This is a genomic window from Anaeromyxobacter sp. K, assembly GCF_000020805.1.
GTDB lineage: Bacteria > Myxococcota > Myxococcia > Myxococcales > Anaeromyxobacteraceae > Anaeromyxobacter > Anaeromyxobacter dehalogenans.
The window spans coordinates 1-21,403 of sequence record NC_011145.1; the positions used below are offsets into that span (position 1 = coordinate 1).

Sequence of the window (21,403 nt, forward strand, 5' to 3'; positions counted from 1 at the left end):
ATTTTCGCGTTTTTTCGGTCCTGGGGGACGAGGGGATGGAAGCACCTGCGAGCGCACTCGTGGAAACGCCGCTCGACGATCTCTGGTCCCGCATCGACGGGTTCCTTCGCGCCCGCTGCCGCGAGGACCTGTACGAGCGCTGGTTCGAGCCGCTCCGCCCCGTCTCGCTCGACGAGGGCCGGCTCCAGATCGGCGCGCCGGACAAGTTCCACCGCGACTTCGTGGAGGACAACTACCGGGGCTGGTTCGAGGAGTTCATCCCGGAGCTGACCGGCGAGCGCCTGCGGATCGCGTTCGCGGTGGACGACGCGCCGCGACCGATCGGCGCGGCGGCCGCCCCGGCGCCGGCCGCCGTCTCGGCGGCGCGCGCGCCCGAGCCGCACCTCGACCCGCGCGACTCGCGCCCGAACCCGCGCTACGCCTTCGACACGTTCGTGGTCGGCGCGTCCAACCACTTCGCGTTCGCCGCCGCCCAGGCCGTCGCCGCCAACCCCGGCCGCACCTGGAACCCGCTCTTCCTCCACGGCGACTCCGGCCTCGGGAAGACCCACCTGCTGCACGCGGTGGCCCACGCGATCCTCGAGAAGAGCGGCGGCCGCGTCGCCATCGTCTCCTCCGAGCGCTACACCAACGACTTCGTCGCCGCCCTCTCGAAGGGCACGATGGACGAGTTCCGCCGCAAGTACCGCGAGTGCTCCGCGCTGCTGGTGGACGACGTCCAGTTCCTCGCCGGCAAGGACAAGACGGCGGAGGAGTTCTTCCACACGTTCAACGAGCTCCACGACCACCACGTCCAGATCGTGCTCTCGAGCGATCGCTCGCCGAAGGAGCTGAAGGGCCTCGACGAGCGGCTCTGCTCGCGCTTCGAGTGGGGCATGCGGGTGCAGATCGAGGTCCCGGAGTTCGAGACCCGCGCCGCCATCCTCCAGAAGAAGGCGGACGTGGAGAAGATCGACCTCCCCGACGACGTCACCCAGCTCCTCGCGCAGCACATCCGCTCGAACGTCCGCGAGCTGGAGGGCGCGCTCATGCGCCTCGCGGCGTTCGCGTCGCTGAAGAGCGAGCCGATCACGGTGCCGCTCGCGCGCGACGTCCTCGCCGACGTCATCCCGCCGCCCGGCTACCGCCCGCCCATCGAGAAGATCCAGGAGGCGGTGGCCGGCCACTACGGGCTCACCGTGGCGAAGCTCACCAGCGCCTCGCGCGAGCAGAAGATCGCGTTCCCGCGCCAGGTGGCGATGTACCTCTGCCGCGAGCTGGCGAAGGAGAAGTTCCAGTCCATCGCCGAGAAGTTCAACAAGAAGGACCACACCACCGTCATCGCCGCGGTGGACCGCGTGAAGGGGCTGCTCGAGTCGGACGACGCCGTCCGCACCGCCGTGGCCCAGCTCTCCGCCAAGCTCGCGCCGTGACCCACCCGCGCCCTCGCGACGCGCCCCGCCGCCTCGCGGCCGGGGAGGGCCGCGGTGCGTCCGCGCTCCCCTCCGCCTGCGCCCGTCGCGAGCGGGCGCCGTGCCCGCGGCGCGCCCGGCGGCGCGGGGCCTCGCTCACCCGGAGTCCCTCCCGCCGCATCGCCCTCGCGGCGCGAGGGGCACGGCGCACCCGGAACAGCCTGTGGGAACGCCGTGGATCGTGCGTCGATCCGGCTGGGGATGGGCTGTGGGCGAGCGTTGACACCTTCTCTCGCGGCGCGCTACACAACCCACACCCAGCCGGATCCACGGGTTTTTCCGGGGAAGAAACTCGAGCAGGATCGGGGCGCTCGGTCGCTTATCCACATCGATCCTCCCCCTGCTTCGACGACGGATCTCAAAGAAGAGGATCATCCCATGGAACTGAAGATCGGCGCCCAGGAGCTCGCGAAGGCGCTCGGCCGCTCGCAGGGCATCGTCGAGAAGAAGAGCACGATGCCGATCCTCTCCCACGTCCTGCTCGAGGCGAAGAAGGGCGACCAGCTCGTCGTCTCCGCCACCGACCTCGACCTGGCCGTCTCCTCCGAGCACGCCTGCGAGGTGGTGAAGGAGGGCGCGGTGGCCGTCTCCGCCCGCCACCTCTACGAGATCGTCCGCGCGCTGCCCGAGCAGAGCGTCACGCTCAAGAAGGCGCACAACAACTACCTCGAGGTGAAGAGCGGCCCGTCCGAGTTCCGGATCGTCGGCCTGCCCGCCGAGGACTTCCCGGCGCTGCCCCGCTTCGACAAGGTCCCGTTCGCCGACGTGGACCCGGCGCTGCTGCTCGAGATGATCGAGCGCACCTTCTTCGCCGTCTCGAACGACGAGACCCGCTACAACCTGAACGGCGTCTACTTCGAGCCGGCCGGCGACGCGCTCCGCCTGGTCGCGACCGACGGCCACCGGCTCTCGCTCTCCGAGCGCGCCGTGGGCGCCACGTTCGGCCTGAAGCGCGGCGTGATCCTGCCGAAGAAGGGGCTCGCCGAGCTGAAGAAGCTGCTCGCCGAGGCGGCCGAGTCCGGCGAGGAGAAGCCGGAGGCGAAGCTCGGCTTCGTCGAGAACAGCGCCATCTTCCGCCGCCCGAACGTGGTCCTGGTGATGCGGCTCATCGAGGGGCTGTTCCCGGACTACAAGCAGGTCATCCCGAAGGCCGGCGAGAAGGTCTTCAAGGTGGGCCGCGGCCGCTTCCTCGAGACGCTGCGGCGCATCTCGCTGCTCTCGTCCGACAAGGCGCACGCGGTGAAGCTCGACCTCTCGAAGGACCTGCTCCGCGTCCTCTCGCAGAACCCGGACCTGGGCGAGGCGAAGGAGGAGGTGCCGGTGGAGTACGCGGGCGAGCCGCTCAAGATCGGCTTCAACGCGCGCTACATCATGGAGGTCCTCCAGGCGGTGAAGTCGAACGAGGTGGTGTTCGAGCTCGCCGACGACCTCTCCCCGGGCGTCCTGAAGGGCGGCGAGGAGGCGGACCAGGGCTTCACCGCCGTCGTGATGCCCATGCGCATCTGACGGCCCGCCACCGTCTCCAATGCGGCTCGCCCCGCTCATGGTTCGACAGGCTCGCCATGAGCGGGGATCCCATGCGGATCCGCTCGCCCTGAGCCCGTCGAAGGGCGAGCGGACCCCGCTCACGCGCGCGTGAAGCTCCTCTCCCTCCACGTCCAGGACTTCCGGAACCTCGCCGCGGTCGCGCTCGCGCCGTCGCCGCGGGCCACCGTGCTCCTGGGCGAGAACGGCCAGGGGAAGACCAACCTCCTCGAGGCCATCTACTTCCTCACCACGCTGAAGCCGCTCCGCGCGGTGCGGCTCGCGGAGCTGGTCCGGTTCGGCGCCGACCAGGGCGCGGTGGCCGGCGACTTCGAGGGACCCGGCGGCGTGCGGCGGGTGGCGGTGCAGGTGGCCGCCGGCGGCCGCACCGCGACGCTCGACGGCAAGGCGCTCGGCTCCGGCGCCCGCCTCGACGACTACTTCGAGGGGCTCGCGTCCGTCTGCTTCTCGCCAGACGACCTCCTGCTCGTGAAGGCCGGGCCCGACGGGCGCCGGCGCTTCCTGGATCGCGCCGCGTTCAACCGCTGGCCGGCGGTGCTCGGCGAGGCGCGCGAGTACGTGCGGGCGCTCCGGGCCCGGAACGCGGCGCTCCGCGCCGGGCCGGCGGAGGTGGAGGCGAGCTTCCGCGAGCCGCTGGTGCGCGCCGGTGCGCGGCTCCTCGTCCGCCGGCGCGAGCTCGTGGCGGAGCTCGCCCCTCGGCTCCAGGCCGCCTTCGCCGAGATCTCCGGGCCGGAGGCCCCCGAGGCGCACCTCGCCTACCGGGCCGCGGGCGGGGTGGACGTCGCGCACCCGGAGGCGGAGGTGGCCGCGCGGCTCGCCCACGCGCTCGAGGCGCGCCTGGAGCGCGACCGCGAGAAGGGCTTCACCTCGGCCGGGCCGCACATGGATGATCTCGTGCTCGCGCTCGGCGGCAAGGGGGCGCGGCTCTACGGGAGCCAGGGCCAGCAGCGCGCGCTCGTGCTCGCGCTCAAGATCGCCGAGATCGAGAACCTGCGCGCGGCGCTGGGACGGCCGCCGCTGCTGCTCCTCGACGACGTCTCCTCGGAGCTCGATCCGGCCAAGAACCGCTTCCTGCTCGGCTACCTGGCGGCGCTGCCGGCCCAGGCGTTCCTCACCTCGACCGACCGCCGGCTCATCGAGCCCGCCGCCGGCCCGGACACCGCCTTCTTCGAGGTGCGATCAGGGGTGGTTTCCCCGCTGGTTTCGTGAAGAAGCTCGCGGGGTTGCGGTCCGGATAAGACGTTGCCTCCGGCGTCCGCGCCTGCTATACCCCAGGGTCGCCTCAACACCTGAGAACCTTTCAGAGAAACGAGCGAGGACCCCCCTGGAAACCGCCGAGCAGAGCCCCCGTCCCGCGGCTCCCGCGGATGACGACTACGGGACCGACACCATCAAGGTGCTCGAGGGCCTCGAGGCCGTGCGCAAGCGGCCGCACATGTACATCGGCGACGTGGGCGCCCGCGGTCTGCACCACCTCGTCTACGAGGTCGTGGACAACTCGGTCGACGAGGCCATGGCCGGCCGCGCCAACGAGATCAACGTCGCCATCCACGCCGACAACTCCATCACCGTGCTCGACAACGGCTCGGGCATCCCCATCGGCCCGCACCCGACGGTGAAGGGGATGGACACGCTCGACGTGGTGCTGACGAAGCTCCACGCCGGCGGCAAGTTCGAGTCGAACGCGTACAAGGTCTCCGGCGGCCTGCACGGCGTGGGCGTGACCTGCGTGAACGCGCTCTCGGAGTGGCTGAAGGCCGAGGTGTACCGCGACGGCAAGGTCTGGGCGCAGCGCTACGAGCGCGGCACGCCCGCCGGCAAGGTCACCGCCATCGGCGAGACGCAGCGCCGCGGCACCCGCATCACGTTCAAGCCCGACGCGACCATCTTCGAGGTGACCGAGTACAGCTTCGAGACGCTGTCCGGCCGCCTCCGCGAGCTCGCCTTCCTGAACGCCGGCCTCAAGATCACCATCGAGGACGAGCGGCACGGCAAGAAGCACGAGTTCCTGTTCAAGGACGGCATCCGCGAGTTCGTCGCGTTCCTGAACAAGAGCCGCGAGGTGCTGTTCCAGCCGCCCATCGCGCTGCGCCAGGAGGTCGAGACCGAGCGCGGCGCGGCGCTGGTCGAGATCGCCCTGCAGTGGAACGACGGCTACGACGAGAAGGTCTTCGCGTTCGCCAACAACATCCACAACCACGAGGGCGGCACGCACCTCATCGGCTTCAAGGCGGCGCTGACGCGCACCATCAACGCCTACGGCCAGAAGAACAACCTGTTCAAGGACCTGAAGGACGAGCTGCCGAGCGGCGACGACATGCGCGAGGGGCTCGCCGCGGTGATCTCGGTCCGCCTCCCCGGCGCGAGCTTCGAGGGGCAGACCAAGACCAAGCTCTCCAACACCGAGGCGAAGAGCATGGTCGAGACCATGCTCAACGAGCGGCTCTCCGCGTTCCTCGAGGAGAACCCGAACGTCGCGAAGCGGATCTGCGGCAAGGTCGCCGAGGCGGCCCGCGCCCGGATCGCGGCGCGCAAGGCGCGCGAGACGGTGCGCCGCAAGGGCGCGCTCGACAGCGCCTCGCTCCCGGGCAAGCTCGCCGACTGCCAGTCGCGGGATCCGAAGGAGTCGGAGCTGTACCTGGTGGAGGGCGACTCCGCCGGCGGCTCGGCGAAGCAGGGGCGCGACCGGCGCACCCAGGCCATCCTCCCGCTGCGCGGCAAGATCCTGAACGTCGAGAAGGCCCGCTTCGACAAGATGCTCGGGTCGGCGGAGATCGCGACCATCATCACCGCGCTCGGGACCGGCATCGGCCCCGAGGAGTTCGACGTCGAGAAGATCCGCTACCACAAGATCGTGATCATGACGGACGCGGACGTGGACGGGTCGCACATCCGGACGCTGCTCCTCACGTTCTTCTTCCGGCAGATGCCGAGCGTGATCGAGCGCGGGCTCGTCTACATCGCGCAGCCGCCGCTGTTCCGGGTCGCGAAGGGCAAGAAGGAGAGCTACCTCAAGGACGAGGCGGCGCTCGACGAGTACCTGCTCGCGCTCGGGACCGACCGGACCCGGCTCGTGGCCGGCGAGACGGTCATCGAGGGTCGCGACCTCGCGCGGCTCGCCCGCGACGCCATCGCCTACCGGGCGCTGCTCGCGCGGGTGGACCGCCGGCGCGACAGCCGCATCGTGGACGCCGCCATCCAGCTCGGCGACCTCGACCTCGACCTGCTGAAGCACCACGAGCAGGTGAAGGAGCAGGTGCAGAAGATCTTCGACAAGGCGCAGAAGCTCCACCCCGAGCTCCAGGTCCGCATCGCCAAGATCGAGCGCGACGAGGAGCACGGCTGCGACGCGCTCGTCTACCAGACCAGCATGGCCGGCGCGCCGCGCGACACCCGCCTCGACCACGACTACCTGTCGGGCGCGGAGTGGGGCGAGCTCGCGGCGCTGCACGCCGCCATCGCCGAGCTCGGGCCCGGACCGTTCCGCCTCGAGACGCCGGAGGGCGCCGAGGAGGTGCGGGACGTGTTCGAGGCGGTGGAGGCGGTGAAGAAGGCGGCCGGTCAGGGCCAGACCATCCAGCGCTACAAGGGGCTCGGCGAGATGAACCCCGAGCAGCTCTGGGAGACCACCATGGACCCGGCCCGGCGGACCATGCTGCAGGTGCGCGTGGACGACACGGTCGAGGCCGACGAGGTGTTCTCGATCCTGATGGGCGACGCGGTGGAGCCGCGCCGCGAGTTCATCGAGAAGCACGCGCTGGACGTCCAGAACCTGGACATCTGAACCTCGACAACTTGAAGGAGCCGCCCATGCCCCGCGCCGCCATCGTCGCCCTCGGCACGCACGTCCCCGACCGCGTGGTCACGAACGAAGAGCTCACGAAGCACATGGAGACCACCGACGCCTGGATCCAGGAGCGCACCGGGATCCAGGAGCGCCGCTGGGTCCGCGAGGGCACCGGCAACTCCGACCTCGCGCTCGAGGCGACGAAGAAGGCGCTCGACAAGGCGGGCTGGAAGCCCACCGACATCGAGGCGATCGTCTACGCCTCGCTCTCGCCCGATCACATGTTCCCGGGCGACGGCTGCTTCCTGAACGCGAAGCTCGGCATCCCCGGCGTGCCGGCCATCGACATCCGCAACCAGTGCACCGGCTTCCTGTACGGCCTCTCGGTGGCGGACGCCTGGATCCGCACCGGGACGTACAGGCGCGTGCTGCTGGTCGGCTCGGAGGTCCACTCGACCGGCCTCGACGTCACCACCCGCGGCCGCGACGTGGCGGTCATCTTCGGCGACGGGGCCGGCGCGGCGCTGCTCGAGGCGACCGACGACCCGGGCCGCGGCGTGCTCTCCTGCCACCTGCACGCGGACGGCCGCTTCGCGCGCGACCTGTTCACCGACGCGCCCGGGTCCATCTACCACCCGCGCATCCAGCCGCGGATGCTCGAGGACACCTCCATCTACCCGCACATGGAGGGGCAGAAGGTGTTCAAGCATGCGGTCGTCCGCATGCCGGAGGTGCTGAAGGAGGCGTTCGAGAAGAACGGCGTGGGCCCGCAGGACCTGAAGGTCCTCGTCCCGCACCAGGCGAACCTCCGCATCGCGCAGATGGTCCAGCGCTCCCTCGGGCTGCGCGACGACCAGGTGTTCAACAACATCCAGCGCTACGGCAACACCACCGCGGCGTCCATCCCGCTCGCGCTCGCCGAGGCGGTCGAGGCGCGCGGCGTCGCCCGCGGTGACCTGGTGGGCCTGTGCGCGTTCGGGGCCGGCTTTACTTGGGCGAGCGCCCTGGTACGCTGGTGACGGCTTGATCGCGGTCAGCGGGTGAGGGCCACTCAACAGCGCGTCGGGAGCGCAACGTCCGGAGCAGCGCGCGCGTGTCCGTGAAGCATCCTGAGGCGTCGTCTAATGGCAGGACCGCGGACTTTGGATCCGCTCATGAAGGTTCGAATCCTTCCGCCTCAGCCAGCTCTCCCGCCCGGGCGGCGAACGCGCACGACGAGGTGAGGCCCGTGGCGGCACCTTCGCACGTCCTGTTGATCGGCCTCGGCAACGTGGGCCACAAGACGCTCGCCGAGGCGGCGCAGGCGCTCCGCGACGTGTACGCGCTCGCCAGCAAGGCGGGCCCGTCGCTGGATCGGCCCCAGTACGCGTTCAACAAGGACCGCGGCCAGTACCACGCGCCCGCCATCGTCCGCCGGCTGGCCGCGCTCCGCGCCGGCGCGGGCGGCGTCCCGGTGCTGGGCGTGGTGGACGTGGACCTGTTCCTCCCCGACGCGGCCTACGTGCTCGGCGACGCGGACCGCGACGCCGGCGCGGCGGTGTACTCGGTGTCGCGCCTCGGCGCGGCCGATCCCGCGCTGGCCCGGCGGCGGATCCAGGTGGAGGCGGTGCACGGCGTGGGGCACCTGCTCGGCCTCTCGCACTGCCTCGACTTCCGCTGCGCCATGTTCCTCTCGCGCGACGCGGCCGACAGCGACCGCAAGGGGCCGGGCCTCTGCGCGAGCTGCCGCGCCTCGCTCGCCCGTCCGTGAAGAGCCTCTGCCAGCGCGACGGCATGAGCTGCGGCGCGTGCTGCGGCCTGTACAACGCCGAGGACCTGTCGCGCCCCGCGCTCCACGCCGAGCTCGGCCGGCGCACCCGCGCCCTGCGCGAGGTGGAGCGCACCCCGGCCGCGTTCCGCGCCGCGGCGGCCGCGCTCGCGGGCGGCGGGCCGTCCCCGATGTTCCCCTCGGTGCGCGTGTGCCCGCTGCTCGGCTTCCTCGACGAGGCCGAGACGCGCGTCGGGTGCCTGGCGCACCCGGCCGCGAACGGCGGCGTGGACCTGCGCGACTGCGGCGTCTACGACGTCGCCACCTGCGACGCGTTCCTCTGCCCGAGCCACGCCTGGCTCTCGGAGGAGGAGGCGGCCATCGCCGCGGCGGCGTGCGACGACTACCACCTCTACGGCCTCGTCATCACCGACGTGGAGTTCGTCCGCGCGGCGCTCGGCGGCGTGGCGGTCCGCGCCGGCGCGCGCGTCGAGCTGCGCCACCTCGAGCACGGGCCGTTCCGCGCGGCGCTCCGCGAGCTGTTCGCGCTGAAGGAGGAGCTCGCGCCCGGCTCCGACGGCCTGTTCGGCGCGTTCCGGCCCGGCGCCGACGGCGAGCCGGTGGCGCGCCGCATCGACTACGAGGCGCTCGGCCGCGCGGGCGGCTCGCCGTACGACCGGATCCTCACCTGCGTGGGCGCGGACCCGCGCTCGGGCAACGACCTCGAGGCGCTCGAGGCCGAGGTGCGGCGGCGCCTCGACGCCTGCGCCGCGGTCATCTAGACGGGGCTGCGCCCCGCCCCACGGAGCGGAGCTCCGCGGGGCCCCACCCTGCTTCGCGGGTCCCGTGACCTCGCGCGCCCGCCTGCGCGGGCAGGCACGAGGTCCCCGCGGGCGGCTCCGCCGCGCACGGGGCCGCGCCCCGCCCCACGGAGCGGAGCTCCGCGGGGCCCCACCCTGCTTCGCGGGTCCCGTGACCTCGCGCGCCCGCCTGCGCGGGCACGCGCGAGGTCCCCGCGGGCGGCTCCGCCGCGCACGGGGCCGCGCCCCGCCCCACGGAGCGGAGCTCCGCGGGGCCCCACCCTGCTTCGCGGGTCCCGTGACCTCGCGCGCCCGCCTGCGCGGGCACGCGCGAGGTCCCCGCGGGCGGCTCCGCCGCGCACGGGGCCGCGCTCCGCCCGCCCGCCGCTAGGCGTCCCCCCGCGGCGCGGCCGGGGTGTGCTCCGGCGCGGTCGCAGGCGCGGCGTCGGCGCGCTTCGGCAGCCCGAGCGCGACGATCTCGGCGACGTCCATCACCCGCAGCGTCTCCTCGCGGCCGGTCTCGTTCACGCCGTCCTTCATCATGGTGAGGCAGAACGGGCAGCCGGTGGCGATGACGCCGCCCGCCTTGCCGAGCGTGGCGGCGGCCTCGTCCACCCGGTTCTGGTTCACGCGGGCGCCGAGCTTCTCCTCCAGCCAGAAGCGGCCGCCGCCCGCGCCGCAGCAGAAGCCCTGGCGGCGGTTGCGCGGCATCTCCGAGACCTGCACGCCCGCCGCGGCGAGCGCCTCGCGCGGCGCCTCGGTGACGCCGTTCCAGCGCGCCAGGTAGCAGGGATCGTGGAACGTGACCTGGCCGAGCCCCTCCGCCACGCCGGGCGCGAGCCGGCCGTCGGCCACCAGCCGCGCGATGAGGTCGGCGTGGTGCACCACCTCGTAGCGGCCGCCGAACTGCGGCAGCTCGTTCGCGATGGTGTTGAGGCAGTGCGGGCACTGCACCAGGATCTTCTTCACCCCGTGGCCGTTCAGCGTCTCGGTGAGCGCGGTGGCCTGCATCTGGAACAGGTACTCGTTGCCGAGCCGCCGGGCCGCGTCGCCGGTGCAGGTCTCCTCCTCGCCGAGGATCGCGAACGACACCTTCGCCTCGCGCAGGATCCGCACGATGGCGCGCGAGACCTTCTTCTGCCGGTCGTCGAACGCGCCGGCGCAGCCCACGAAGAACAGCCACTCGTGGTCGCCGCCGTCGGCGGCGCGCGGCACGTCCAGGTCCTCGCACCACTCGGTGCGCTTGTTCGACCCGATGCCCCAGGGGTTGCCCTGCGTCTCGATCCCCTTGAACACGCGCTGGGCCTCGTCGGGGAAGACCGAGTCCACCTGCACCGCCTGCCGCCGCATGTCCACCAGGCGCGGCACGTTCTCGATGAGCACCGGGCAGGCGGTCTCGCACCAGCCGCAGGTGGTGCAGGCCCAGAACGTCTCCGGCGGGATCACCTCGGAGATGGGCGGGAGCGCGCCGGCCGCCGCCTCGCGGACGGCGGGGTCCTTCGCGCGCGCCAGCGCGGTGAGCGCCGGCGCCACCTCGGCGAGGTGGTGCCGGATCGAGCGGTTCACCTCCTTGTGGCTGAGCGGCTTGCCGGTGACGTAGGTCGGGCAGTGGGTCTGGCAGCGCCCGCACTCGGTGCAGCTGTAGACGTCCCACGCCTCCTTCCACGACAGGTCCTTCACCGTGGCGGCGCCGTAGCTCGCGTCCTCCGCCTCGAGGTCGAGCTTGCGGAGCGCGCCCGCCGGCGGGAGCCGCGCGAAGAACACGTTCGGCAGGCCGGTGATGATGTGGAAGTGCTTGCCGTAGGGGAGCACGTTGCCGAACACGAGGATGAGCGCGAGGTGCAGCCAGAACGACGCCTCGCCCACCGCGCTCACCGTCCCGGCCGACGCGCCGGACGCGTGGTAGAGCGCGGCGCCGAGCGAGCCGGCCGGCGCGAGCCAGTCGAAGCGCGGCGCGGGGAGGTCGAAGCCGGCGCCGGCGAGCAGGTCGCCGAGGCCGAGCGGGTCCTCGCGCAGCAGGTGCAGCGCGCCGTCGAACAGGACGTCGGTGATCATGAGGCCGGCGATGAAGAACAGGATCACCACGCCCTCGGCCGAGCGCGTGACCCGGTCCGGCCGCGTGACGAGGCGGCGCCACAGGAAGCCCAGCACCGCGGCGAGCGCGAGCAGCACCATCACGTCCTTCACCAGGCCGTAGGCGCGGCCCAGCCCGGAGTCCGGCGCGAGCAGCGGCAGGTGGAAGCCCGCCGAGAAGCCCATGCCGAACATCGTGACGGTGCGGATCGCGAGGACCAGGAACGCGGCGAAGATGACGACGTGGAGCAGGCCCGGGCGGCGCTCCTCGGGATCGACGAGGCGCCGCTGGCCGAGGCCGTAGCGGAGCAGCGCCCGGATGCGCTCCCCCGGGCGGTCGGTGCGCACGTCGCGCCGCAGCGCGAGGAGCGGCATGACGCGGCGGGTCATCGTGAAGGTGAAGACCGCAGCCGCGACGAGGAGCAGCGCGCTGGTGAGGGCTGGACTCATGACGCAGGACGCTATCCGCGTCCCGCGCGGGAGGGCAAGTTACCCGTCAGGTGCCACGAACGAAGAGGGCCGCCCGGGTGAGGGGCGGCCCACCTGGAAGGCCCGCGAACCGCGGCTAGAGGCGCTGGAAGCGGCGGTCCTTCAGGTCGTCCTGCTGCCGCGACTTCCGGTCGTCCTTCTTGCCGGTGTCGGCCTTGTCGTTCTTGTCGTCCCGGCGGCCCTGGCCGTTGCCGCCGCTGCGTGCGTCGTCGCGCGGCGCGGGGGCCGGAGCCGGCGCGGGCGCGGCGCGGCCGGGCGGGGTCCCGCCGTGGCCGGGGGGCTGGATGTTCCCGCGGTCGTTCCCGCGGCCGGGCGCGGGGTAGGCCGGGGCGCTCGGAGCCGCCTGGCCCGGCGGCGTGCCGCCGTGGCCCGGGGGCAGGTTGCCATGGCCGGGGGCGTCGTCGCGGCGGCCGCGGTCATCGGGGACGGGCGCGGGCGCCGGTGCGGGAACGGGACGGCCGGGGTACGGCGCGGGCGCGGGCGCCGGGAGCGGTGCGGGTGCGGGCGCCGGCGCGGGGCGGCCCGGGTACGGGCGGTCCGGATACGGCGCAGGGGCAGGGGCCGGCGCGGGACGGCCCGGATACGGCGCGGGCGCGGGGCGGCCGGGGTACGGCGCCGGTGCGGGCGCAGGCCGCGACGGATACGGCGCCGGGCGCGAGGGCCAGTAGGCCGCCGGCGGCGGGCGCTCGGGGCGCCAGTGGCCGCGATAGGCCCAGCCGTGCCCGCGCCGCCACTGCCAGTCGTTGCCGCGCGGCGGGTAGTAGTCGTGGCGGTGCGGCCCGCGGACGTAGCACCAGCCGCCGCCCGGCACCGGGTGGCCTTCCCAGTACGTGAAGACGAGCGGGCCCCGGTAGAAGTAGTAGCCGCCGTCGAGCACGTAGGCCGAGGGCTGGTCCGGGTAGTAGTCGTGCCAGTGCGCGCCGGGCTCGTAGCACCAGCCGCCGCCGAAGGCGTCGGGCACGAAGTGCTCGCCGTAGTACCAGACCTGCAGCGGCGGCGCGGGGGCGGGCGCGGGCGCCGGCATGGCGACGGGCGGCGGCTCGGACGGCACCGGCGTCGCGACCACGCAGCCGGAGGCGGCGATCGCGAGCGGCGCGAGGATGGCGAGGGTGCGCTTCATGCTGGGCTCCTCGGAGCGGCGCGCTCCACGGGATCGACGGGCGACGCGCCGTCGAAATTCGAGCGAGAGCATAGCAGCGGCCATGCCACCGCCGAACCCCGCGGAACGACGTGCGTGGGCGCGGATGTGCGCGCGCGCCCGCGGCACGGCGTGAAGCGGGCGCACGCCGGGCGAGCCGCGCCGCCCAGCGGCGCCCGCGGGGACCTTGCGCGTGCCCGCGAAGGCGGGCGTGCAAGGTCACGGGCCCCGCGCAGCAGGAGTGGGGCCCCGACGGCTCCGCCGGCGGGGCGAGGGCGCAGCCCTCGTCACGATCAATGCAACGTCTTCAGCGGTGCGAGCCCGAGGCGGGCGGAGGCGTAGCGCTGGAGCACGGTGCGGTACTCGTCCACCGAGCGCGGGCCGGTGACCAGCCACTCGTCGCCGATGACGAGCGCGGGCGCGCCGCGGATGCCCTTGTCGAACGCGCTCTCGTGCACCGCCCGCACGCGCCGCTCGGTGGCGGGCGCGGCGAGCGCGCCGGCGAAGCGGTGCAGGTCGAGGCCGGCCCGCTCGGCCAGCTCGAGCAGCACGTCGGTGCGCGCCACGTTGAGCCCGCGCACCAGCGACGCCTCGCGGATGGCGTGGCGCAGCGCGGCCTCGCGGCTCGGGCCCTGCAGCCGGGCGGCGGCGAGCGCGGTGAGCGCGGGGATGGAGGTGAGCGGCGGATCCGGCGAGAGCCACAGGTCGTCGGTGATGGCGGCGGCCTCGGGCTCTCGCGCCGCCTTGCGCGCGGCGCGGGCCAGCGCGCGCCGCTCGGCCTTGGTCATGGCGCGCGGCTCGAGCCGGGTGGGGAACGGCTCGAGCTGGAGCGCGCCGAAGGCGCCCTCCACGTCCTCGAGCGCGGTGAGGATGCGGCGCTCGGCCACCAGGCACCAGGGCGAGAGCGGATCCTCGTACAGGACCAGCGTGACGGGCTGTGCGTGACGGAAGTTGGGAGACACGGCGGGCGCGGATTCTACTCGCGCGCGCGCGCCGCGCAGAAGCGACGGGCGGCTGCCTGCTCCCCCGTGTCACGCGACCCGGCGACGGGGTGCGACGCCCACACGACGCAGCGTGAAGTCAGGCGAGGTGCCCGCTCGCGTAGCCCGACTGCCGCGTGCTCGCGAAGTCCACCGCGTGCCGCACGTACAGGGCGGCGATGTCGAGGCCGGTGGCGGCCTCCAGCCCCTCGAAGCCCGGCGAGCTGTTGACCTCCATGATCTTCGGCCCGGTGCGGGCCTCCAGCATGTCCACGCCCGCCACCTCGAGCCCCATCACCCGGGCCGCCTTCACCGCGGTCTCGGCGTACTCGCGCCCGAGCTCGAGCGCCTCGGCCACGCCGCCGCGGTGGATGTTGGAGCGGAACTCGCCGGCCCGCGCCGTCCGCCGCATGGCCGCGACCACGCGGTCGCCGACCACCAGCGCGCGGACGTCCCGGCCCTTCGACTCGGCCACCAGCTCCTGCAGCAGGATCTCCTGGCCGAGCGTCCAGAGCGTGTCGAGCAGCCCGCGCACCTCCACCTCGGTGTTCGCGATCATCACGCCGACGCCCTGGCTGCCCTGGATGAGCTTGATGATGCAGGGGAGACCCCCCACCATCTGCACCGCCTCCGGCACCTCCTCGCGGTAGCGGCACATCACGGTGCGCGGGATGTCGATGCCGAAGCGCGAGAGGAGCTGCAGCGCGCGCAGCTTGTCGCGCGAGCGGCCGATGGGGGTGGCCGCGGCGAGCACCGGGACGCCCATCAGGTCGAACTGGTTCACCACCGCCACGCCGTAGCCGGTGATGGAGGCGCCGATCCGGGGGACGACCACGTGGACGTCGCTCGCGACCACCTCCTCGCCCAGGTAGAAGATCCGCGGGCGGTCGCGCGCCAGCACCATGTTGCAGCGCAGGGTGTCGAGCACGCGCGGGGCGTGGCCGAGGGCGGTCGCCGCCTCGACCAGGCGGCGGGTGGAGTAGAGCCTCGGGTTGCGCGACAGGATGGCGACGCCGAGCTCGCCGTCCCGGCGCGGGCGGGCGGCGGCGCGCTTCGCGCGGGCGGTCTTCTTGCCTGGGGGCATGGGCGCGGGAAGGTTAGCGGCGTTCCCCCGCCCCCGCAACGCGGCGCGGCGCCCGGAAAACCGTTCGTTGATCCCGCCCCCCTCGGCTGCTAGAACCCTTGTCTTTCCGAGGCAAAAGAGCCGTGGACTCCAAATACAGCGTCAACCTCCCGAAGACCGACTTCCCGATGAAGGCGAACCTCCCGCAGCGGGAGCCCGAGATCCTGCGCCAGTGGGAGGAGCAGGCGATCTTCCAGCGCCTCGTCGCCCAGAACGCGGGGAGGCCCGGGGCGAAGCGGTTCGTCCTGCACGACGGCCCGCCGTACGCGAACGGCGACATCCACATCGGCCACGCCCTCAACAAGATCCTGAAGGACGTGGTGGTGAAGTACCGCAACCTGAACGGCGAGGTGGCGGACTACATCCCGGGCTGGGACTGCCACGGCCTGCCCATCGAGCTGAAGGTGGACAAGGAGCTCGGGCCGAAGAAGCGCGAGCTCGACCGCCCCGCCATCATCGAGGCCTGCCGCAAGTACGCGCAGAAGTGGATCGAGAAGCAGCGCGAGTCGTTCAAGCGGCTCGGCGTCTTCGGCCGCTGGGAGACGCCCTACGCGACCATGTCGCGCGGGTACGAGGCGGAGATCGTCCGCACCTTCGCCCGCGCCGCCGAGAAGGGCTTCCTCTACCGCGGCAAGAAGCCGGTCTACTGGTGCATCACCGACCGCACCGCGCTCGCCGAGGCCGAGGTCGAGTACGAGCAGCACCGCTCGCCCTCGATCTACGTCGCGTTCGACCTGGTCTCGGCGCTGCCCGACCCGAAGCTCGCCGGCCGCCCGGCGCGCCTCGTCATCTGGACCACCACGCCCTGGACGCTGCCCGCGAACCTGGCGGTCGCCGCGCACCCGGACTTCACCTACGTCGCCTACGACCTGAACGGCCAGGTGGTGGTGGTGGCGAAGGACCTGCTCGCCGCCTTCCTCGCCGACGTGGCGCCCGGAGAGCTGTCGGTGTCGGACGTCCCGGCGCCGCACTCGCCGCCGGCGCACGAGGCCTCCACCGGCGGCGGCGGCACCGTGCTCGCGCCGCAGCTCGCCCACCCGGAGCGCGTGCTCGCGCACCTCGACGGCAGCGCGCTCGAGGGGCTGCGCTACCGCCACCCGTTCCTCGACCGCGAGTCGCAGGTGATCCTCGGCGACCACGTGACGCTCGAGGCCGGCACCGGCCTCGTGCACACCGCGCCCGGGCACGGCCAGGAGGACTACGTCGTCGGCCTGCGCTACGGGCTCGAGGTCCTGAACCCGGTGGACGGCGCCGGCCGCTTCACCGAGCGGGCGGGCAAGTACGCCGGCAAGAAGATCTTCGAGGCGAACCCGGAGATCGTCGCGGACCTGCACGCGTCCGGGCACCTGCTCTCCGACCCGAAGGCCAGCCTCGAGCACAGCTACCCGCACTGCTGGCGCTGCCACAACCCGGTGGTCTTCCGCGCCACCGACCAGTGGTTCCTCTCGCTCGAGCACGCCGACCTGCGCAAGGCCACGCTCGCCGAGATCGACCGGGTGCGCTGGATCCCGCACTGGGGCCGCGAGCGCATCCACAACATGATCGAGAACCGGCCCGACTGGTGCGTCTCGCGCCAGCGGACCTGGGGCGTGCCGATCCCGGTCTTCTACTGCGAGGGCTGCAACGAGGCGCTGCTCTCGCCGCCGGTGATGGAGCGGGTCGCCGCGGCGTTCGAGGCCGAGGGCATGGAGGCGTGGTACCGCCACCCGCCCGCCGACTTCACCGCCGGTGCCGCCTGCCCGAAGTGCGGCAAGACCGAGTTCCGGCGCGAGCAGGACATCCTCGACGTGTGGTGGGACTCGGGCGTGTCCTGGGCGGCGGTGATCGAGCGGGAGGGGCTGGAGCTGCCGGTGGACCTCTACCTCGAGGGCTCCGACCAGCACCGCGGCTGGTTCCACTCCTCGCTGCTCACGTCGATGGCCCTGCGCGGCGCGGCGCCCTACCGCGCGGTGCTGACCCACGGCTTCATCCTCGACCAGCACGGCAAGGCGATGTCGAAGAGCGCCGGCAACGGGATCGAGCCGTCGGAGATCATCAAGAAGTACGGCGCGGACATCCTGCGGCTGTGGGTGAGCGCCTCGGACTACCGCGACGACATCGGCCTCGGCGACCAGATCCTGGCCGGCCTGGCCGAGGGCTACCGCAAGATCCGCAACACCATCCGCTACGCGCTCGGCGCGCTGGACGGGTTCGACCCGGCCCGCGACGCGGTGCCGGAGGCGGAGCTCGAGCCCATCGACCGCTGGGCGCTGGCGCGCCTCGCCGCCTGGGACGAGAAGGTCGCGAAGGCGTACGAGGACTACGAGTTCCACCTCGCCTACCACGCCACCATGCAGTTCTGCGCGGTGGAGCTGTCGGCGCTCTACTTCGACGTCATCAAGGACCGCCTCTACACCTGGAAGGCCGACGGGCGGCAGCGCCGCTCGGCGCAGACGGCGCTCCACGCCATCGCGCAGGACCTCATCCGGCTGCTCGCGCCCATCCTGTCGTTCACGGCGAGCGAGGCCTGGACCTACCTGCCGGGCCGGCCCACCGAGAGCGTGTGGCTGGCCGGCCTGCCGCGCCGCGCGCGGCCGGCCGACGCCGACGCGCTGGAGGCGCGGTACGGGAAGCTCTTCGAGGTGCGCGGGGTGGTGCAGTCGAAGCTGGAGGAGGCGCGCCGCGCCAAGCTCATCGGCTCGGGCCTGGAGGCGATGGTGACGGTCCGCGCCGAGGGCGAGCAGCGCCGGCTCCTCGAGGAGGCGCGCGCCGAGCTGCCCACGCTGTTCATCGTCTCGAAGGTGGTGCTCGCCGACGGCCCGCTCTCCGCCGAGGTGGCGCGTGCACCAGGCGTGAAGTGCGAGCGGTGCTGGATCTACGCCGAGGACGTGGGCCGGGACCCGGCCCACCCGACGCTGTGCGGCAAGTGCGTGGGCAACCTGTGATGCGGCGACCGGTCTCGAAGTGGGCGCTCCTCGCCCTCCTGTTCGCGGCGCTCCTCGCCGCCGACCAGTGGACGAAGTACCTGGCGGTGGAGCGCCTCACCGTGGTGTTCGAGCGCGGCGGCGACGAGACGCTCGCGGAGCGGGTCCGCGGCTTCTACACGTACCGTCACCTCGAGCCGCTCTCCACCGAGCCGTACTACGTGTGGCGGCCGGTGTGGCGGATGAACTACGTGGAGAACCCGGGCGCCGCCTGGGGTCTGTTCCGCGGCCACTCGCAGCTGTTCCGGAACGCGTTCTTCACGCTGGTGTCGCTCGCCGCGGTGGCGTTCATCCTCCACTACTACCGCAAGCTCCGGCAGGACCAGCGCTACCTGCAGGTGGCGCTCGCGCTGGTGCTGGCCGGCGCGGTGGGCAACTTCGTGGACCGCCTCGCGCGCCGGTACGTCATCGACTTCGTCGAGTGGTACTGGTGGAACCGGCCCGACCTCCGCTGGCCCACCTTCAACGTGGCCGACTCGCTCATCGTGGTGGGCGTCGCGATGCTCGTCCTGCACCCCGGCTCGAAGCGCGAGGCGGCGCGCGCGCCGGAGCGACGCGGCGCGGCGGCCGAGCGCGTGTAGGCCTCGCCCCGCATGCTCCCCGTCCTCTTCCGGATCCCGCTGCCCGGCGGCGCCTTCCTGCCGCTCCACACCTACGGCCTGCTCATCGCCGTCGGCTTCATGGTGGGCATCTGGCTGGCGCAGCGCGAGGCGGCGCGGCGCGGCCAGGATCCGCGGCGGCTCGCCGACCTGGCGTTCTGGATCCTGGTCGCGGCGCTGGTGGGCAGCCGCGTCTACTACATGCTCGTGAACCCGGGCGACTTCTTCTCGTCCGCGCGGTTCCTGGTCGCGACGCCGTTCGGCCGCATCCCGCGCGTGCTCGCCGTCTGGCAGGGCGGCCTGGTGTTCTACGGCGGGTTCATCGGCGCGGCCCTCACCGCGGCCTGGTACATGCGCCGCCACCGGATGGGCTTCCTCGAGCACGCCGACACGCTCATCCCGTCGGTGGCGCTCGGCCACTTCTTCGGACGGCTCGGCTGCTTCGGCGCCGGCTGCTGCTGGGGCGACGTCGCCCACGGCCACCTGCCCTGGGCGGCGCGGTTCCCGCCCGAGTCGCTCGCGTTCCAGTCGTTCGCCGACCGGCCCGATCCCGGCCAGTACCTCGCGCCCGACCGGCTCTCCACCCTGCCCCTCCACCCCACCCAGCTCTACGAGGCGTTCGGGGAGCTCGGGCTGTTCCTCCTGCTCGTGATCGTGGTCCGCCCCCGCAAGCGGTTCCACGGCCAGGTGCTCGCCGCGTGGCTGATGCTGTACGCGGTGCTGCGCACCGGGGTGGAGGCGTTCCGCGGCGACGTGGAGCGCGGCGTCGTCCTCGGCCTCGGCGTGGGCCAGTGGACCTCGATCGTGATCTTCGCCGCAGGTGCGGCGGTGTGGGCGCGGGCGCGCCGTTCAGGGCCGTCCGGCGCCGGTGCGGCCGCGGCGCCCGCCGGCGGGCGTTGATGGGCGGCCGCGGGCGCCGATAGACTCCGGCGCGTGGCGCTCCCTCCGCAGAAGCCCGGACGTCCCGCCGGTCCCCCGCCGTCCGCGGAGGAGGCGGCGCGCGCCGCGCGCCACGCCACCGACGAGCTCACGGACGAGACCGCGAAGCTCGAGGAGGAGCTCGAGGCGCTGAAGGCGAGGTACGAGCAGTACTTCCTCGGCACCGAGCGGCGCGAGCCGGCGCACTGGCGCGACGAGGTGCGCAAGAAGGTGCTCCGGCTGAAGGGCGCCTTCACCCGCAACACCGGGCTCCGCTTCCGGATCCAGTCGCTCCACGCGCGCTACCTCTCCTACGAGCGGCTGTGGCAGCGGAGCGTGCGCGAGCGCGAGGAGGGCACCTACCGGCGCGACCTGCTGAAGGCGCGCCGGCACGCGCGCGAGGCGGCCGAGCCCGCGGCGGCCGCCGGGAGCGCGGCCCCCGGAGGCGCGGCCGCGCCCGGTTCACCGCGCGTGGAGCCGCCCGGGCCCGGTCGCGCGGCTGCGACGCCGCCTTCGGCGACCCCGCCGCCGTCCGCCGCCCGCGGCGACGACGAGGTGCGCATGCGCGCGCTGTACGACGCGTACATCTCGGCGAAGCGGCAGTGCAACGAGGACGTCTCGCGGCTCAGCTACGACGTGGTCGCCCGCAGCGTGGCGAAGCAGGTCCCCGAGGTCATGGCGCGGTTCAAGGCCAAGTCGGTGGACTTCCGCGTCGAGGTGAAGGACGGCAAGGCGATCCTGAAGGCGATCCCGCGCGTCTGACCCGCCTCGCGACACCCGTACCCGGCGTCCACTGGCGCCCGTCGTGAAACCCCACGACGTGGCGCGGGGCGGGCGCCGCGCCTCGGCGGTGCGGCGCGACGGACATTCTCCTGTGGTGAAGCGGATCTCCGCGATGACCACCGCGCGGGGCCCTGTCACCGCCGGGAGGTTCCCTCGCACATGGTAAGTGACCAACGTCCTCCCCGAGCGTCTGCTGATGTGGGGGGAGGGGAGCTTGCGAGCGCTGCTGCCGTCGATCGCCGTCGCCCTGCTGTGCGCCGCGTGCGGCGCGTCCGACGCGGACGCGCGCCGGGCGCGGCTCGGCGCCGAGCGGCGCGCGCTCGAGGCGACGCTGGATCACCTCGAGGATCGCCTCATCGTGAACCAGGCGCGGGTGCGCTTCTGGAAGGAGATGCAGTCGCGCCACGAGAGCGTGACCGCCGTCGCCTGCACCTCGCAGGAGGAGCACGCCATCGAGATGGCGCGCCACGTCCTCCCCGGCGAGCCCGCCCGCCGCGCCGGCCGCCGCGCCTCCACCGATCGCGCCTCGATCGACCGCGCCCGCGTGGCCGCGGCCCCGCGCGCCCCGTCCCCGGCGCCCGCTCGCACCGCCGCCGCCGCGCCCTAGCGTCCCCGCGCCCACCCCGCTCGCGTCTCCGCCGGCCCCCCCGGCCCCGTACGATTTCGGTTTGCGTCCGGCCCCGTTCGATCGTAAAAGGGCTGCCCGCGGCCGGCGCCTCGCCGGCTGCAAGCGCTGTTAAAACGCCTGGGTAGCTCAGTCGGTAGAGCAGGGGACTGAAAATCCCCGTGTCGCTGGTTCGATTCCGGCCCCAGGCACACCAACTTCGCTCGAAACATCTCGGCCCGCCAGATCGCAAGATCTGGCGGGCCGTCTGGTCTTCCGGCGCCGAGGGGCGCCGATGGGTCGGAGACAGCAGCGGCACGTCCGTCCGGTCCACCGGCTCTTCGTTTCGAGGCCAAGCTCGCGGGGTACAACGGCCTGGGCGCGATGACCTGGAAAGCTCCGC

At 73.1% G+C, this 21,403-nt stretch carries 16 protein-coding genes and 2 tRNA genes; 14 read left to right on the forward strand and 4 right to left on the reverse strand.

Annotation, left to right across the window (positions count from 1 at the left end; translation table 11 throughout):
• The first annotated feature begins 59 nt into the window (after positions 1-59).
• The 8 genes from dnaA to ANAEK_RS00040 all read left to right on the forward strand — a co-directional run bounded on the left by dnaA (position 60) and on the right by ANAEK_RS00040 (position 9,312).
• Positions 60-1,412 (forward strand): chromosomal replication initiator protein DnaA, encoded by a 1,353-nt coding sequence (gene dnaA / locus ANAEK_RS00005; protein ID WP_232288325.1) that lies wholly within the window; start codon positions 60-62, stop codon positions 1,410-1,412.
• 417 nt (positions 1,413-1,829) lie between these two features.
• Complete coding sequence (gene dnaN, locus ANAEK_RS00010; protein WP_012524083.1) at positions 1,830-2,957, forward strand: DNA polymerase III subunit beta; 1,128 nt, start codon at positions 1,830-1,832, stop codon at positions 2,955-2,957.
• Between the two features lie 129 nt (positions 2,958-3,086).
• Positions 3,087-4,205 carry a DNA replication/repair protein RecF gene (locus tag ANAEK_RS00015; protein ID WP_012524084.1) on the forward strand — a complete coding sequence of 373 codons (1,119 nt, stop codon included), beginning with the start codon at positions 3,087-3,089 and terminating at the stop codon, positions 4,203-4,205.
• 115 nt (positions 4,206-4,320) lie between these two features.
• Entirely contained in the window at positions 4,321-6,780 is a 2,460-nt protein-coding gene (gyrB, locus tag ANAEK_RS00020) for a DNA topoisomerase (ATP-hydrolyzing) subunit B (protein WP_083779865.1), read from the forward strand.
• Between the two features lie 26 nt (positions 6,781-6,806).
• On the forward strand, positions 6,807-7,802 hold the full coding sequence (locus ANAEK_RS00025) for a 3-oxoacyl-ACP synthase III family protein (protein WP_012524086.1): 996 nt from the start codon (positions 6,807-6,809) through the stop codon (positions 7,800-7,802).
• Positions 7,803-7,893: 91 nt separating this feature from the next.
• A tRNA-Gln gene (locus ANAEK_RS00030) sits at positions 7,894-7,967 on the forward strand.
• Between the two features lie 44 nt (positions 7,968-8,011).
• Entirely contained in the window at positions 8,012-8,533 is a 522-nt protein-coding gene (locus tag ANAEK_RS00035) for an archaemetzincin (protein ID WP_012524087.1), read from the forward strand.
• Positions 8,530-9,312 (forward strand): hypothetical protein, encoded by a 783-nt coding sequence (locus tag ANAEK_RS00040; protein ID WP_012524088.1) that lies wholly within the window; start codon positions 8,530-8,532, stop codon positions 9,310-9,312. Before ANAEK_RS00035 ends, ANAEK_RS00040 begins: the two co-directional genes overlap by 4 nt.
• 405 nt (positions 9,313-9,717) lie before the next feature.
• Here ANAEK_RS00040 and ANAEK_RS00045 read toward each other — a convergent pair whose 3' ends face one another.
• The 4 genes from ANAEK_RS00045 to ANAEK_RS00060 all read right to left on the reverse strand — a co-directional run bounded on the left by ANAEK_RS00045 (position 9,718) and on the right by ANAEK_RS00060 (position 15,094).
• Entirely contained in the window at positions 9,718-11,853 is a 2,136-nt protein-coding gene (locus tag ANAEK_RS00045) for a (Fe-S)-binding protein (RefSeq protein WP_012524089.1), read from the reverse strand.
• Positions 11,854-11,968: 115 nt separating this feature from the next.
• Entirely contained in the window at positions 11,969-13,012 is a 1,044-nt protein-coding gene (locus tag ANAEK_RS00050) for a hypothetical protein (RefSeq protein WP_012524090.1), read from the reverse strand.
• 311 nt (positions 13,013-13,323) lie between these two features.
• A complete protein-coding gene (locus ANAEK_RS00055) occupies positions 13,324-13,992 on the reverse strand; it encodes a DsbA family protein (RefSeq protein WP_012524091.1) in 669 nt (222 codons plus the stop codon).
• A gap of 118 nt (positions 13,993-14,110) precedes the next feature.
• Complete coding sequence (locus ANAEK_RS00060; RefSeq protein WP_012524092.1) at positions 14,111-15,094, reverse strand: RimK family alpha-L-glutamate ligase; 984 nt, start codon at positions 15,092-15,094, stop codon at positions 14,111-14,113.
• A 122-nt stretch (positions 15,095-15,216) separates the two neighbouring features.
• Here ANAEK_RS00060 and ANAEK_RS00065 point away from each other — a divergent pair, with 122 nt between their 5' ends.
• From ANAEK_RS00065 to ANAEK_RS00090, 6 genes are all read left to right on the forward strand, one after another.
• Positions 15,217-18,057: an isoleucine--tRNA ligase gene (locus ANAEK_RS00065; RefSeq protein ID WP_012524093.1), complete on the forward strand. Its 2,841-nt coding sequence runs from the start codon at positions 15,217-15,219 to the stop codon at positions 18,055-18,057.
• A complete protein-coding gene (gene lspA, locus ANAEK_RS00070; RefSeq protein ID WP_012524094.1) occupies positions 18,057-18,677 on the forward strand; it encodes a signal peptidase II in 621 nt (206 codons plus the stop codon). The genes ANAEK_RS00065 and lspA overlap by 1 nt, the downstream gene beginning before the upstream one ends.
• Before the next feature lie 12 nt (positions 18,678-18,689).
• On the forward strand, positions 18,690-19,595 hold the full coding sequence (lgt, locus tag ANAEK_RS00075) for a prolipoprotein diacylglyceryl transferase (protein WP_012524095.1): 906 nt from the start codon (positions 18,690-18,692) through the stop codon (positions 19,593-19,595).
• Positions 19,596-19,628: 33 nt separating this feature from the next.
• On the forward strand, positions 19,629-20,375 hold the full coding sequence (locus ANAEK_RS00080) for an MXAN_5187 C-terminal domain-containing protein (RefSeq protein ID WP_012524096.1): 747 nt from the start codon (positions 19,629-19,631) through the stop codon (positions 20,373-20,375).
• A gap of 187 nt (positions 20,376-20,562) precedes the next feature.
• Positions 20,563-21,003 carry a hypothetical protein gene (locus tag ANAEK_RS00085; protein ID WP_012524097.1) on the forward strand — a complete coding sequence of 147 codons (441 nt, stop codon included), beginning with the start codon at positions 20,563-20,565 and terminating at the stop codon, positions 21,001-21,003.
• A 136-nt stretch (positions 21,004-21,139) separates the two neighbouring features.
• Positions 21,140-21,212: transfer RNA gene (locus tag ANAEK_RS00090), tRNA-Phe, on the forward strand.
• The last annotated feature ends 191 nt before the right edge of the window (positions 21,213-21,403 follow it).